This is a genomic window from Phormidesmis sp. 146-20 (assembly GCF_052939475.1).
The window spans coordinates 17,596-32,805 of record NZ_JBJPHT010000051.1 but is presented as its reverse complement, the minus strand read 5'-3'; the positions used below and the strand labels follow the sequence as shown (position 1 = coordinate 32,805).

The 15,210-nt window shown below is 50.5% G+C and carries 7 protein-coding genes; all 7 read right to left on the bottom strand.

Going from position 1 to position 15,210, the window contains the following annotated elements; genetic code table 11:
- Positions 1-49: 49 nt before the first annotated feature.
- Positions 50-1,444 carry an oligosaccharide flippase family protein gene (locus ACKFKH_RS27300; RefSeq protein WP_446861504.1) on the bottom strand — a complete coding sequence of 465 codons (1,395 nt, stop codon included), beginning with the start codon at positions 1,442-1,444 and terminating at the stop codon, positions 50-52.
- Complete coding sequence (locus ACKFKH_RS27295) at positions 1,441-2,709, bottom strand: glycosyltransferase (RefSeq protein WP_446861503.1); 1,269 nt, start codon at positions 2,707-2,709, stop codon at positions 1,441-1,443. Before ACKFKH_RS27295 ends, ACKFKH_RS27300 begins: the two co-directional genes overlap by 4 nt.
- Positions 2,710-2,745: 36 nt before the next feature.
- Positions 2,746-3,942, bottom strand: a complete 1,197-nt coding sequence (locus tag ACKFKH_RS27290) for a glycosyltransferase family 2 protein (protein WP_446861502.1) — start codon at positions 3,940-3,942, stop codon at positions 2,746-2,748.
- 123 nt (positions 3,943-4,065) lie between these two features.
- Positions 4,066-6,408, bottom strand: a complete 2,343-nt coding sequence (locus ACKFKH_RS27285) for a GumC family protein (protein WP_446861501.1) — start codon at positions 6,406-6,408, stop codon at positions 4,066-4,068.
- Positions 6,409-6,542: 134 nt separating this feature from the next.
- A complete protein-coding gene (locus tag ACKFKH_RS27280) occupies positions 6,543-7,619 on the bottom strand; it encodes an SLBB domain-containing protein (protein ID WP_446861500.1) in 1,077 nt (358 codons plus the stop codon).
- Positions 7,620-7,809: 190 nt separating this feature from the next.
- The gene (locus tag ACKFKH_RS27275; RefSeq protein WP_446861499.1) at positions 7,810-11,868 is read right to left on the bottom strand and encodes a condensation domain-containing protein; all 4,059 of its coding nucleotides are present in this window, start codon (positions 11,866-11,868) and stop codon (positions 7,810-7,812) included.
- Positions 11,865-15,101 carry a non-ribosomal peptide synthetase gene (locus tag ACKFKH_RS27270; RefSeq protein ID WP_446861498.1) on the bottom strand — a complete coding sequence of 1,079 codons (3,237 nt, stop codon included), beginning with the start codon at positions 15,099-15,101 and terminating at the stop codon, positions 11,865-11,867. Before ACKFKH_RS27270 ends, ACKFKH_RS27275 begins: the two co-directional genes overlap by 4 nt.
- Positions 15,102-15,210 lie beyond the last annotated feature (109 nt).

Genomic DNA, 15,210 nt, shown 5'->3' with positions numbered 1-15,210 from the left:
CCCAATTTTTGCATCTTTAGCGGTTACTTTAACCATTACTGTGATCGGTTCACGAGGTCAGCAGTCCCTGAATAGGTAGCCCAAAGCCCAGCCCGTAGCGAAGCGCCAAAATTCCAATCAGTAGCCCTACAAACAAACCTGTCATTAACAAGTCTTGCTTGAGACAACTCAACCCTTCTCGCTGAAGCCCAAACGCCATCACGCCATACAGCGGCAGATCATTGAGCGCAACGGCAATAATCACCCCAGCCACGCCCAAAAATGAGAACCCAACTAGAATGCCAACCCCTGTAAAGATGAGTTTGAACAAGTTGCCCCAGGTTTGATAGTTGGGTTTGCCGATCGCAATCAAAATCGGATAGAGCGTCTGAAACAAGATATTGGGCCAGATGCCGATCGCAAGTAACGGCAGCATCCAGGTCGCGTCGCTGTATCGTTTGTCGTACATGATAGTAATTGGAACATCGCCAAAACTAACCAGAATAGCCAGCCCTAGAGCCAATACCGCTAGAACAGGTTTGCGATTGTGCAACAATTTAGCGCGCAGCGTTTCTCTTGGTAGCTCGATCAACTGAGAAACAGCCGGAAAAATCACTTTATCTGAAACCACCGCAATAACGTTACGGGGCATATCAGAAATTGCCAGCGCGACTCCGTAAACGCCCAGAAATTGCCACGATAGCAGCCGACCCGATAGCAGTCGATCGACCTGTCCCGCGAGAAAGGTCAGCATGGTAGACAACAATATCCACTGACCAAACGAGAACATTTCCTTAATTAATTTCCAATCCCAGGCCAGCCGATTGCGGTAGTTGGGGATTAGAAAATGGCTACGAACTACCTGAATCAATTCGGCTAGGAGTGCGCCGATTACCAGCGACCAGATACTTTGATTAAACCAGGCAAGGGCAATCAGGATGGCTGTCGAAAGAACTTGATTTTCTAGTTCAAATCGTGACCATCGCCCCGACTCCATGCGTCGAGTCAGCGTAAAAACACTCGTAGAATGAAAGCCGCCAATGACGCAGCTAATTCCCACGATCGGCAGTAGCCAAATCAGTCTGGGTTCGTTGTAAATCTGAGTGGCGGGCCAGGCTAGAACTAAACAGCCTAACCACAGTAGCACCCCTCGAATCACTTGGATCGTCCAAACATTGTTCAGGAGTTCTGGGTCATCGCCTCGCTCACTGCGGATAATGATTGGAGCCGAGCCAACATCCGAAAAAAGATGCAGTCCGACAATAAAAATAAACACCAGATTCATTAAGCCAAACAGTTCGGGAAAGAGCAGCCGCGTCATGATTAGACTGCTTCCCAGGCGCACGATCGTACTTAATCCATAGACAGAAACACTCCAAAATACGCCGCGCAAGGCCATTTTTTTGAGCGATGATTGTCCTTGAAAGCGCGATCGTAGCTTTGAGATCGAATTCGATACCTTCATCTGGCTCCCTCCGGGTAAGGCTGAACCGATGGACTGACCGACTGTAGAGGAGCCTTCTCTAGACTGGACTGAAAGAGGGCGACGAGTTTGGTGGCTTCGATCGCGACATCATGCTGTTGGGCGACTCGCTGTGAGCCTGCCTGTCCCATTTGTTGTAGCTGGTCTACGGGAGCTTTTAGCACCTCTTGCAGGGCGGCAGTCAACGCTTCGACCGATCCGGCGGGGACAAGCCAACCACACCGCCCTGATTCGACCAGTTCAGGAATGCCCGCAATGTAGGTACTGATCACAGGTCGTCCTAATGCCAGAGACTCCATGATTACCACGGGTAGCCCTTCAGCAAAACTAGGAAGTACCATTGCTCGCGCCGATAAGAGATGTTGACGCACGATCGCGCTACTTGTCCAGCCTGTAATTTCAACATGATTTTGTACCTTTAGCTGTGTGATCAAGGCTTCTAGTTTGGGACGCTGATCTCCATCTCCGACCAGTTGCAGTTTGATCGGAATGCCGTCTGAGACAAGCTGACTGACTGCCTGAACTAACAGCATTTGCCCCTTGGCTTCGCACAGTCGCCCAACACAGACTAAACGAGGCTCTGCTGAAATCTTGGTTGGTAATTGATGGAGGAAGTCGCGATCGAGTCCACACCGCACGACGTGAATTTTTGACCACTGAGCCGGGTCACACCAGCGATAAAGTTGACTGCGACTAAAGGAACTCACCGTCGCCACAAACTTTGCCCGCTTGACTTTTTCGGCTAATCCCAGTCCTTGAGCTTGATCAAACTCATCAGGGCCGTGAACCGTGAAGCTATAAGTCGGGCCGCCCAACGCTTGAGACAAAGCAGCCACAGCGGTCGAATTAGAGCCAAAGTGAGCGTGAACATGGCTGACTTCTGCCTGGGCAAACCATCGGAGTAACACACAAGCCTCGGCGAGATAAGCAAAGTGGCGCAACAGTCCGCGATCGGATCTCCAGCCTAGCTTACAGGTCAGATTCAAAGCGCGTCCAAACTTCACAGGATGGGTCAACGCCACTCGCACCAATGCTTTAACCAGACCTGCTAACCCCACATCTAGAACAATGCGAGTTTTCTTTAGCTCTGCTTTGTCGGCTTCATCGACTAGCTCGGACGCACAAGATCGCACCGAAAATCGGACAACTTTTACGCCACAGGCTTCGACAGCCGCAATTTCACGCCGAATAAAGCTATGACTGACTTTGGGATATTGGTTGATGAGATAAGCGATCGTAAAAGACATGCAGCCTGCCTATTGTATGACTGAAGAACTAAAACCCTACTTCTCTAGTAGGTCAACGACATCGCGCTCTGTCCGCACCCACTGCGTTTGAGGACGAATCAGGAACGCCAAGTAAACGGGAATTTTCCACAAAATGTAGAGCGGCACTGCTAGTAAGGTTTGGATGGGCAAGCGGTCTCGCCCAAATCGCACCCACGCCGATAGAATTGATCCCGCCATCAACAGTCCTGCGATCGCCAGCAGTTTTGCCGGAAACCACGACGTTCCTAAAACACCAGCCAGAGTTGCGATCGCCGTCACACTCCCCCACAGCAGAATCAGCAATGACAAAGGCGGCACACTCAAATGTAAAGACAGCGCCAGGAGATCGACCCGTTTTTGGCGAATGGCTTCTTGAAGTAGGCGAGGCACCTGGGTTAGTAGTGTTTGTAGATGTCCATGTTCCCAACGGGTTCTTTGGCTGCGGGTGGCTTGCTGTTGTTGGGGGAGCTGTCCGGTGATCTGTCCGTCCGGGCAAAACTGAGGGGGATAGCCCAAAATCGCTAAGTCCAGCCCAAACTGCATATCTTCAACCAGGTTGCCATTGTTGAGAGAGGCTTGATTGATCACCGCCCACGGAAAAGCCATTCCAGTGCCCGTTAGCAGACAAGGGAATCCTAAGCGATCGAGTCCTCTAGGACGCACCAGATTTTTGACCAGAAAGGCCAGGGCTGAAATCGCTGCTTTGGGGTGAGGATGGCTCGACTGTTGGAGTAAATAAAGCGCCTGAACGGGTCGCTGAGTCGCTATCGATCGCCGTGAAATCTGATCGATTGTTCCACCCTGCACCCAACAATCAGCATCGACTAAAACCACAACTTGAGGGGGATCTGAGGCAATAAATTCAAGTCCGTGAGCCAGCGCATAGCCTTTTCCGCGTCGATCGACATCCGTTCGCTCAGTCACCTCAGCCCCGATCGTGCGGACGATTTCAGCCGTTTGATCGTCACAATTGTCAGCAATTACAACTAACCGATCGCCCGCTACCAGTTGAGGTAACAAGGTTTCTAACGTTGCAGCAATGCCGATCGCTTCATTATGAGCGGGCACCAAAACACAGATTTGAGGACGAGTTGGCAGCGTTTGTAAGCTGTTTGAGCGAGGCAACAGAGCCGCAAAACATTCAACCCCCAGCACAACAATGGGAACCAGCAGCAGCAGCGCGATCGCCGTCAACAACAGAGTAATCAGCACAATTTATTTTTCCAGCGACACAACATGGTCAACGGCGACTAATCTGTCAACAACAAAGCCAGCAACACCTGAACCAACCGCAGTTCTTTCATTCTTCATTCTTCATTCTTCATTCTTCGTCCCTCATCCTTCATCCCTCATCCCTCCTTTAGCCCCCGCTGGCAACAATCGTCGCGGCTTGAGCAATTGGCTGGGTTGATAATCTGTCTGCCGATAGCCGTAAGAAGCTCCCCCTACTTTTTCGACATGGTTTGTCACCACGCCTAACACAGGCAACTGGAAGTTTTTCAAACTAGTTAGAGACTGCATGATCACAGACCGCTTTGCTTTGCGGATGCCCACAACGAGTAGCAGTCCATCGGTGTAGGCCGTCAAAAAGCTTGTGTCTGCCAACCCCAATAGAGGTGGCGTGTCATAAATGACCAGATCAAACTCAGACTGAAACTGCTCAACCAATTGCTGCATGTGGTTGGTGGCAAGCTGCCGAGGCGAATCAGTCCCCAGGTTGCCTGCTGTCAAGACGAATAGATTGTCCGCGATCGCCGAGGGTTGTACCGATGCCATTGGCTCTAGTTTTTTGTCTAAAATGTCGGCCAGTCCAGTTTGATTAGACAGTCCCAGGCAAGAATGGAGTTGAGGATTACGAAAGTCAGCATCGACCAGCAAAACTTTTTGACCTGTGGCCGCTGCGACTTGCGCGAGATGAAGCGCGATCGTGGTTTTGCCTTCACCGGGGCCAGCCGAGCCGACCACTAGAGAACGAATCGATCGTGAAGATTCTAAAAAGCGCAGACTGGCAAACAACGCACTAAACGCTTCTTGAAATAAGGACGATTCCATTAAGGCGTTTATTTCTGGAAGTAGTCCAACGAGCTTGCCGCTGGGTGTGAGAGTCGCTCGATCGCTGTAGGGAATCACCGACAACACAGGCAGCTTGATGGCATCTTGCACATCTTCGGTACAAAAGAACACGTTGCGTATCTTCTCCAGCAGCACAGCAGCGAGAATCCCTACTAGCAAGCCAGCCACGACTCCAACGGGTAGTTTCTTTTTGATGCCGCGATCGGTGGCGATCGGGTTGCCCTTATCATCCACCGGAACTTTAGGTTCAGACACGAGTTGCCAGGGCACTTCTTTTTGGGCGGCATCCACCCGCAGCGTATCGCGTTGAATCGTGAGTTGATTGAGGGTTTTGGTGGCAATTTCTAGCTGTCGTTGAATCTCAGTGTATTGGCGAATAATTGCTGGAAACTGGCCCACTTGACTGGCGGTTAAGGCTTCGGCTTGGGTGATTGCCTGATTGCGTATCGACAACACCTGAATCTGATTGGCTGCGTCTGCAAGCTGCTTGATCAAATCTAACCGCACCGTGTTCTGAAAGGTCAAAACCTGGGGATTTATGTCTGATGGAATGCTTTGCCCCAAAATGCGGGAAGTTTCTTGCCCCAAAAGCGCCGTTAGATTTTTTTGCTGGTCTATTAGCGCCTGTAGTACCGGACTTTCTTCACTAAATCGCACGCCCTTGACGGCAATTTCACTTTCTACTTTTTTAAGCTGGGTTAGTAGCTCCTGATAGCGAGGATCTTGGCTGAGGACTGAGGCAGCGATCGCTTCATTAGGAGACAGTGCCAGTTGCTTTTGTAGTCCCGCATAAAGAATCTGTTGTTCTTGAATGGCGCGACGAGCCTCTAGTTTCTGGTTCTCGATCGCTTGGGCTTGTTTGACTAACTCTGCCCCTTGGGTGTTGGGGTCGGTGAGATTGTACTGTTGTTGTAGAATTTGTAGCTGTTGCTGCAAGGTTTCGACTCGTTGCAAAAGTTTGGGAAGTTGTCCTTCAATAAACTCAACCCCGCCGCTAATCCGAGACTTGCGTGCGTCTAAACTGTAGTTGAGATACTCTTTTGAGAAGGCCTCTAAAACCGCCTGCACTTTGCCCACATCGCCCGCCGTATAGCTCACATCGATCAGCTTAGTGTTGTCTAGCAAATTGGTGCCGATGCGCTGAATCACCAATCGTTTGAGGGCTAAGTCTGCTAACAGAGAATCACGGGTCACATCGCCATAGCTGGGGTGAACTCGTTTGGCAACTTTGGCTAACATTCCAGGGCTTTGCAAGACTTGCAGCAGCGTCGGATAGTCCACTGTGAAAGATGAAACTTCGCCCCCACGAGAAAGCACGGATGGATCAGTCATCTTGGCTTCACTGGTAATCGGTTCGACTAGCAGCCGAAATCCCCCCGAATAGCTGTAGGGCGTTCTCAAAGAATGTAAGGTGTTGGCAACGGCGATCGTGACTGCCAGACCTGACACTAGCAAAGCATTCCGCCAAACGGTTCTAATTAAGGGCCGCAGGTTGAGTCCTTTTTGCAGCCGCTTAAAGTCGGGCGTAGGATCTAGTTCTGCGGGCGATTCTAGTGGCTCGTCACCTGGATGCAGGGATGCTTGAGCCGTGTTTCCTCGTTTCATGCGCTGACCTCTATCCATCTATTGCAGTTGAATTGAATCGAAGCCGGACTGTCGTTGCCAATGTTTTTCACCAATGTTCTTCGCCAATGTTCTTGACCAATCTTCTTCGCCAATGTTCTTGACCAAACCTCGCGTCAAAATCCCAAAAGCTTCAGCACTCCCAGCGTTCCGGTAATGGGACTAAATAGAACACTTAAAAAGTCTGAAGTTCTAGCCAGGGCAGTGGGCTTGACCACCACAATGTCGTTGTTGCGAAGGGCAGGATTGTTGGCGGCATCTAAGTTTTGAGAAAAATCGACGGAGATATTGCGACGAGTAACGGTGCCGTTGGGATTGAGGCGAATCAGTTCTACATCGCGGCGCGATCGTCCACTCTTAAATCCTCCTGCTGCTAAGACTGCTTGGTTGAGCGACGTATTGGGGGGAATAGAAACCGATCCGGGGGTGACGACTTCTCCAACAATGCCGACTTTGATGATTTCGGGGGAAAAGTTGCTCGTGGCGATTTCGGTGGCTTCTGCGGGGTCAAGATTGGTGGCTTCTGGAATGATAATCGAGTCTCCATCGCGTAGCGCCAGATCTTCACGCTGCTCCCCGGCCTGCAAAAATTTCCAGAGGTCGATGTCAAAGACTTGCTCAGGGCCGCTTCTTTGAGGACGGCGCACCTGAATTTTGCGAACGTTGGCTAGTTGTGTGATGCCTCCAGCAGTTTGGATGGCTTTGGTCACAGTCGGCCATTGGCTCCCGGTATCGACGGTTGATCGTTCACTCAGGTTCGATCGCGAGGTTTCATTTCCGATCGGGCTGATGATATAGGAACCGGGACGATTCACCTGCCCCAAAACAGCAATTTTGAGCGGTCGCGGTGAGATCGAGCTAAGGGTAATCAGCGGCTTGCGAATAAATCGGGCATAGCTTTGTGACAGGGCCTTAGCGGCTTCTTCTAGCGTCAATCCTTGAACAAACACTGTCCCCACCCAGGGCAAATTGAGCGATCCATCGACTAAAACGGTGTACCGGGGTTCTAATTTTAGATCGGGGGCATCAAACATATCTACGCGAACGAGATCGCCCGGCCCAAGCGTGTAGGCATTTTCGGATGGGGCGACCCCTAAAGTTGCAGAACCGAGTTGATGGTAGGGCGTGACCGGAGGAAGGGCCGTCTGACTATCAGCAGGCAGGCAGACCGCCGCCCCAAGTGTCACAGTCACAGTCAAGGCGATAGATGAAAACCTTTTGATGCGGACGATTTGATCAGGCATTGTGACGCTGGATGGCATTAGTGAAGTAAGGAGTGAAGAAAAGCCGTCCCGATATTTTTTGTCTTGAGATATTTATGAGATTAGTCTTACCAGATTATGTTGTTGTCTGGGGGATGACCATGAGACAGTTTGGCAAGCATCACGTTTGACGAAGGCTGCGATCGCCAATCTGCGTGCGATCAATGCAGGTTCTTAAATCTTTTGCCAAAATTTGGACGTTGGGTTCTTGCAAGATTCCCAGGTGGTCGCCGGGAATGTCGTACAGTTCGACTCCATCCAGGGCGATCGCATCCCAGCCAAAGGTCGGGTCGATGGTAATTGATTCAAAGGGGCTGCGCTGCATGGCTCTAAATAGAGTGACCTTGCCGGAGTAAGGCTGTGGAACATAGTGGATGCCAACTTGACGACGAAACTGTGAGCGACGATCGCTCGTCTGGGGTAGATAAGACTTGAGCTTAGGTTTGAGCTTGTGAATGAGATAGCTGGGCCCTTTGTTCAATAGTTCAGAAAAGTGGAGGAACGATCGTTGATACCAGGGCAGTCTCAGGGTGTTGTTGGGCACTTGCGTATCTAATAGAGCGAGTAGAGACACTTGTTCTCCTTGGGCTTGTAGCTGTTGGGCCATTTCATAAGCGACAACTCCTCCAAAGGATTCACCCGCCAGCAAGTAGGGGCCCACGGGCTGAATGGTGCGAATCTTTTCTAAGTACAAGCTGGCAATCTGGGGAACATTCTTGAGCGGTGACGCAGTTTCATCGTTGAGTAAAAGATCGACTTCTTCTTGCAGGTAGACTCCGTAAACAGTTTGGTCACCCAGATGACGCGCCAGAGTGTAGTAGAGCAAGATGCCATAGATGCAGAATAGCGGCGGTGTGTTAGCAGTTCCCTGGTGAAGCGGAACAAGCCACTGTGCGGGTGGTGCAAACCCCTGATCGCGGATGAGTTGGCACTGAGTCTCGATCGTCGGAGCCTGTAGAATCGTTGAGAGTGAAAGCTTTTTGTTGAGAACGTCTTCAATTTTTGCAAACAGGCGAACGGCTAACAAAGAATGTCCCCCCAGTTCAAAAAAGTTATCTCGAATCCCGATCGCTCCCACGCCCAACACATCCTCCCAAATCTTAGTAAGCTGAAGTTCCAGGTCGTCTCGCGAGGTGACAAAGGTGGCTTGGAGGTGTTGAGCAAGTTGGCGATCGTTCACGCTGGGTAGTTGGGAGCGATCGAGCGTACCTCTGTCTGTAAGCGGCAGCGTCGTTAAATACACAAAGGCAGAAGGTAGTCTGTAGGTCGGCAATGTCTGTTTGAGAAAGCGATAAAGTTCGTGGCTAGTGAGTTCTGATACTGAATGAGGCACTACATACGCAACTAAGTGATCGTTTCCAGCCAGATCTTTTTGAGACAACACGGCGACTTCTTGGACTTGGGGATGGGTGTCGATCGCAGCTTCCACCTCATTTAACTGAACTCGAAAGCCTTGAATTGTAGCCAGTGTTCCTATCTGCTCAAGTGTGCCGTCTGGTAAGTAGCAAGCCCATTCCCCCGTTGGATACAGCAGTTGATTTGTGGATGGATGGACAACTTCTGCCATCGAGTCAGAACAATCAGGCAGCAACCCCGCACTGTAGATTTCACCCGGAACGCCGATCACAGGCGGTTGTAAATTGGCATCTAGTAGACATAGGGTGGATGCGATCGGGTGTCCAATCGGTGTGGGAATTGTGGATTTTGTAATCGGATGGTGGGCAGCGATCGGCGAAGATTCAGAAGGTTGATAGACGTTGATCAGTTGACAGGTGGGAAAGCTTTGTTGGAGTTTTTGAAGGTGGAAAGCCGATAAAACATCACCTCCCGTTAACACTTGACGCACCGATGTAAAGGCTTTGATCTGCTGATCGATCAGACGATTTAACAAGCGAGGAGCCAGCCAGAGCGTCGTGATCTGAGACTGCTGAAGGAATTGACCCAATTGGTCTACAAGGTGAGGCGGAGCGATGACAAGCTGTGCGCCATTTAGTAAACAACTCCAGATCTCAAAGGCTGCAATCCCAGAGGTGAGCGGCGCAAATTGCAGGACAACATCCTGACAACTCAAGACGAAGTGGTTGGTAGCCGATTTAACGACCTGTGAATGCGAAATGCCGAATCCCTGAAATCGATCGTCGGCAGCATTCGCAATATAGGCCGCCCGATCGCTCGAATACCCAATTAAGTTTTCTAGACTATGCTGGCTGAGTTTGTCCCAGTCGTCCAGATAGACTGTTGGCGTTTGGTCTGATGTCGATCGCTTTGAGTGATCCGCAGGTTTCTTTGTCAGCAACAATGATAGTTCTGATTGGCTTTGACCAGGAGCCAGAGGCAAATAAGCGCCCCCTGCTTTGAGAATTGCTAACAGTCCTACAATGGTTTCTAGCGATCGATCTGAATCAATGCCGACCCGATCGCCTGATTGTAATCCCCAGCTTTGTAGGTAGTGGGCGAGTTGATTGGCGCGATGGTTGAGTTGTCGATAGGTGAGAGTCTGATGTCCAAACGTCACTGCAACGGCATTGGGAGTTCGGTCTACTTGAGCTTGAAAGACTTCATGAATACAGGGAGGTTGAGTGGTTGTGTCAATGGTTGTGTCAATGGCTACCAAAAACTGCTGTTCTGTCGGAGTCAAAAGCGGCAAGGTTGCAATAGCCTGATCTGGGTTAGCAACAATGCCTTCTAGTAGGATTTGAAACTGGTCGAGCATCCGAGCGATCGTACTTGCGTCAAACAATTCAGCATTGTAGTCAAACACCATGCCAAACCCTTCATCTTGTTCGCGCATGACCAGCATCAAATCGTACTTTGTTTCTCCGTGGTAGATGTAGCCAAACAGAGAGGTCATCGTCAGATCGGGAAGGGTGACAGCAGCCATGCCTCGACCATTTGACCAGGGCGGATTGAGCGTAAACTTCACCTGAAATAGCGGTAGTAGACTTTGTTGCTGTAGTTCATCAATGAGTCTTTCAAAGGGTAAGTCCTGATGAGCATAGGCTGCGATCGAGCCGTCACGCACTCGATTCAGGAGTTCTCGAAACGTGGGATTGCCTGCCAGACTGGTTCTTAGAATCAATGTATTTGAGAAGAATCCTATCAATCGCTCTGTTTCGATCTGTCCTCGTCCAGCGCTGGCAAAACTAACTAGCAAATCTTCCTGGTTAGAGTAGCGGTAAAGCAACACTTCAAATGCAGCCAACAGCGTCATAAAGAGAGTGGTTCCTAACCGTTGGCTCAGTGCATTCAACGCCTCATTGAGCGACTTGGGCAGCATTTTGGCACTACGATCGCCGCGCCCCGTTTGAATGGTGAGAGGACGAGGACGATCGTAAGGTAGTTGGATCAGCGGTAAGTTGCCTTCTAGCTTGCGCTTCCAGTAGTTAACCTGGGTTTCTAATACGTCCCCTTGTAGCCATTGTCTCTGCCAGTGAGCAAAGTCACCATACTGAATCGGTAGATTTTCTAAAGGAGAAGGGTCACCCACCGAGAACGCTGCATAGAGAGCCGTCAGATCTTGATAAAACACATCCGAAGAAGACCCATCACAAATCATGCAGTGCATATTCCACACCAGCAGATGATCTTGGGCACTCAATCGCAGTAGGAGCAAGCGCAAAATTGGCCCATTCAGCAAGTCAAACGGACGGCGGGCTTCCTCTGTTGCAAGTCGATACGCTTCTGCGTCACGCTGGTCTGACGGAAGGTTTTGGAGATCGACGATTGGTAGAGCAATGACAGCATCCGGGCTAATCACTTGAGTCGGTTGTCCTTCTACTTCTGGAAACGTTGTTCTCAGAACTTCATGCCGCCGCACGACTTCTTGAAGGCTTCGCTCTAAAACCACAACATCCAGTCGCCCCGTCAAGCGCACCACCACAGGCATGTTATTGGACGAACTATCAGGCTCAAATTGGTGCAAAAACCAGAAGCGCTGTTGAGCAAAAGAAAGAGGGCGAGGTTGATCTGGATCGAGGGGCACGATCGCCGGGAGTTGAGTGTTCGCAGTGGCTGCCTGACGCAAAAATTCGATGATTTCAGGCTTGTGTGCTTTCATCTGAGCCAGCAAGTCTGGACTTAAGACATCTTTGGCGGCCCGATAGCGAAGCCGATCGCCTTCCATCCACAGGTTGACATCGAGGTGACGGAGTTGAGTGAGCAGGCTGTCGAGTGTTCTCATAGCTCTCCTTCCTCATCGTCGGCTGCTGCGATTTGTGTCCCTTGTCTCGCCCACCGCAGGGCTTCTACTCGCTCTGACAAAGCCGCGATCGTCGGCAACTCAAACAAGCTGGGTAAAGGGATTTCGACTTGCAAAACGGGATGCAGCCGCGAAACAATCTGAATCGCTAACAGCGAGTAGCCGCCCAGTTCAAAAAAGTTGTCGTGAATGCCAATGCGATCGAGCTTGAGAACTTGCTGCCAAATCTCCGCCATCTGCTGCTCAACCTGCGATCGAGGGGCAATGTATTGCTCTAGAAGCGATCGCGCTGTCGAGTCAATTTGAGGAAGGGCCTTGCGATCGATCTTGCCGTTTGGAGTCAGGGGCAGACTTTCCAGCGTCATGAAAGCCGTTGGCAGCATGTGTTCGGGGAGCTTGCTCTTGAGGAACTGTCGCAGGTTGGGAATGAGATCCGCTGACGGGGAACTCACGGGGACAAGATAGCCCACTAGCGTCTTTTCTCCCGAAGCTTCGTTGCGAACTGAGACAACCGCTTCCTGAATGCTGGAATGCTGCAATAGGGTGGCTTCAATTTCACCCAACTCGATGCGAAAGCCCCGAACTTTGACCTGTTGATCAATGCGCCGAAGGTATTCAAGATTGCCGTCTGGGAGATAGCGAACGAGATCGCCTGTTCGATACAGTCTGGCTTGTGGATCAGTGCTAAATGGGTCAGGTAAGAACCGTTCTGCGGTCAAATCAGGACGATCGAGATAGCCTCGAACAACCCCCGCCCCCCCGATGTAAAGCTCACCTGGAACACCAATCGGAACTGGTTGCTGGTAATCATCTAGTAGGTAAAGTTGAGTGTTGGCGATCGGGCGACCAATGAGCGGTTTGGCAGCCTCTTTGATCAGATAGCAAGTAGACCAAATTGTGGTTTCGGTCGGCCCATATAGATTCCAGACTTCCTTAGCGCGACTAACTAGCTCACCTGCCAGATCAGAGGGTAACGCTTCACCCCCACAAAAAATCTTCAGGTTTGGTGTGTTCTTCCAGCCGACCGCTAACAAGAGCCTCCAAGTAGCGGGCGTTGCCTGCATGATGGTTGCGCCTGACTGCTCGATCGCGTTGAGCAAGGCTTCTCCATTCATCGCGACTTGCCGACTCACTAAGCGCAGCGTGGCTCCGATCGTCAACGGCAACAAAAGTTCTAAAACTGCGATATCAAAGGAAAGCGTCGTCACCGAAAGTAGGATGTCTGTCTGAACAATGCCAGGACGCTGCTGCATGGCTGTCAAGAAGTTGACCACGCCTCGATGCGGCACTTCGACTCCTTTGGGCGTACCTGTCGAACCAGACGTATAAATAACGTAGGCTAAGGAATCAGGTGAACTTGCACAAGTCGGCGGATCAGTCGATTGTTGAGCGATCGCAGCCTCTCGATCCAAATAAACAATCTGAGCTTGAGAAGTCGGTAAATCGACGAGATTGCTCTGCGTGATCAGCAGCGGGACTTGAGAATCCTGCAACATCAATGCCAGCCGCTCTTGGGGATAAGTGGGATCTAACGGAACATACGCGCCACCCGCCTTTAACACGCCCAATAGCGCGGTCAGCATTTCTGATGTGCGTTCTAAACTGATGCCAACAAGTGTTTCTAACCCAACGCCCCGTTGTTGTAGATAGTGAGCAAGCTGATTGGCGCGATGGTCTAGTTCTTGATATGTGAGGGAGCGATCGTCCGAGATGAGTGCGATCGCATTAGGAGTCCGGTTAACCTGAGCCTCAAATAGTTGGTGAATGCTTTGGTCTGGAAAGTCAGCCTGAGTTTGATTCCAGTTTTCTAGTAGCTGGCGATCGGTGTCTGGTAATAGCGGAAGATGGCAAATAGGTCGATCGGGATGGGCGACAATGCCCGCTAATAGCGTTTCAAACGCTGCCATGCGCCGACGAATGGTGTTAGCATCAAACAAGTTGCGGTTGTACTGGCATTCTAATGTGAGCGTTCCTTTGAGTTCGGTCGCATTGACAAATAGCTCAAAGTTTTCATAAGCGCGAGGATTAGAGAAGAATTCCACCGCTAACCCATCAAAGGGCAATTGCTCGCCATCCATGCCCTGATCAATGTTGAGCAAAACCGGAACAAGCGGAATCCGACTCGAATCACGGGGAATCTTGAGCTTTTGTACCAGACTGCCGTAAGTGAACTGCTGATGATCGTAGGCATCCAGAATGGTCGATCGCCGCCCTTGTAAGTAGCTACTAAAAGACTGTTGGCTATCAATGTGACCCCGCATTGGCAATAGATTGACACAGTGACCGACGAGGTTATACAGTCCCGTAGCGGCTTGTCCTGCGGCTAACACACCAACTACCACATCAGACTGTCCCGTAAGGCGATGTAACCACACCTCAAACCCTGTCAGCAAGGTAGACATAAAGCTACAGCCAAGTTGAGTGCCGAGTTGTTTGAGACCAGACACCACTTGAGGAGAGAGTTGCCAGTCTGCTCGATCGGACTCAAATGTTCTCAAAGCGGGACGAGGGCGATCGGTCGGCAGATCCAACACGGGCACTGAGTCAGAGAACTGTTTGAGCCAGTAGTTTTGCGATTCAATGACATCGGGACTGTTCGCTTCTGCCTCTAGCGTCAAGGCGTAGTGGCTCAACGAATCGGCAGGGTCTAAATCAGGGGCAATTCCTTGTTTGAGGGCAGAATACAGCTTACCCAGATCAGGCATCAACACCGCCCAAGACCAACCATCGCAAATAATATGATGAGCCGTGACTAAAATTAAATGCTCCTGTGATTGCAGCTTGAGAATCTGTGCCCGAAACAGGGGCCCGTGTTCTAGATCAAAAGGCTGCTCGACACATTGTTTTTGTAGACTTGCGACCTGACAATCGCGCTCCACTACAGAAAGCCCAGACAAATCAAGATAGGGAATTTCAAGGTTCAGATGATCTGTAAGACATAAATTATTACCATCGGGACTCAACGTGGTTCGTAGTGCTTCGTGACGCTGAGTTAATGCTTGGAGAGCATTCCGAAACGCATCAACATCTAGTTCTCCTAGTAGCCGCAGCGATTGAGACTCATTGTAAGCACAGTTTGCCTCATTCCCCATTCGCACAGATGCCCAAATTTCTCGTTGAGCCTCGGTTGCGGGAGCAGTCAGCAACAGTTCCCCATTTGCAAAGGGGTCAAAGTCTACGGCAGTCGGGATAATGTTGGCAGAGGATAGATTCATGGGAGGCAGGTGAACAAAATATGAATAACGAATGGCTCGGACTCTACACCAGATTGTGAGAAAACATAAACGAGGAGCGATTGAACTGTTCCTTAAAGCTTTGCGCTTG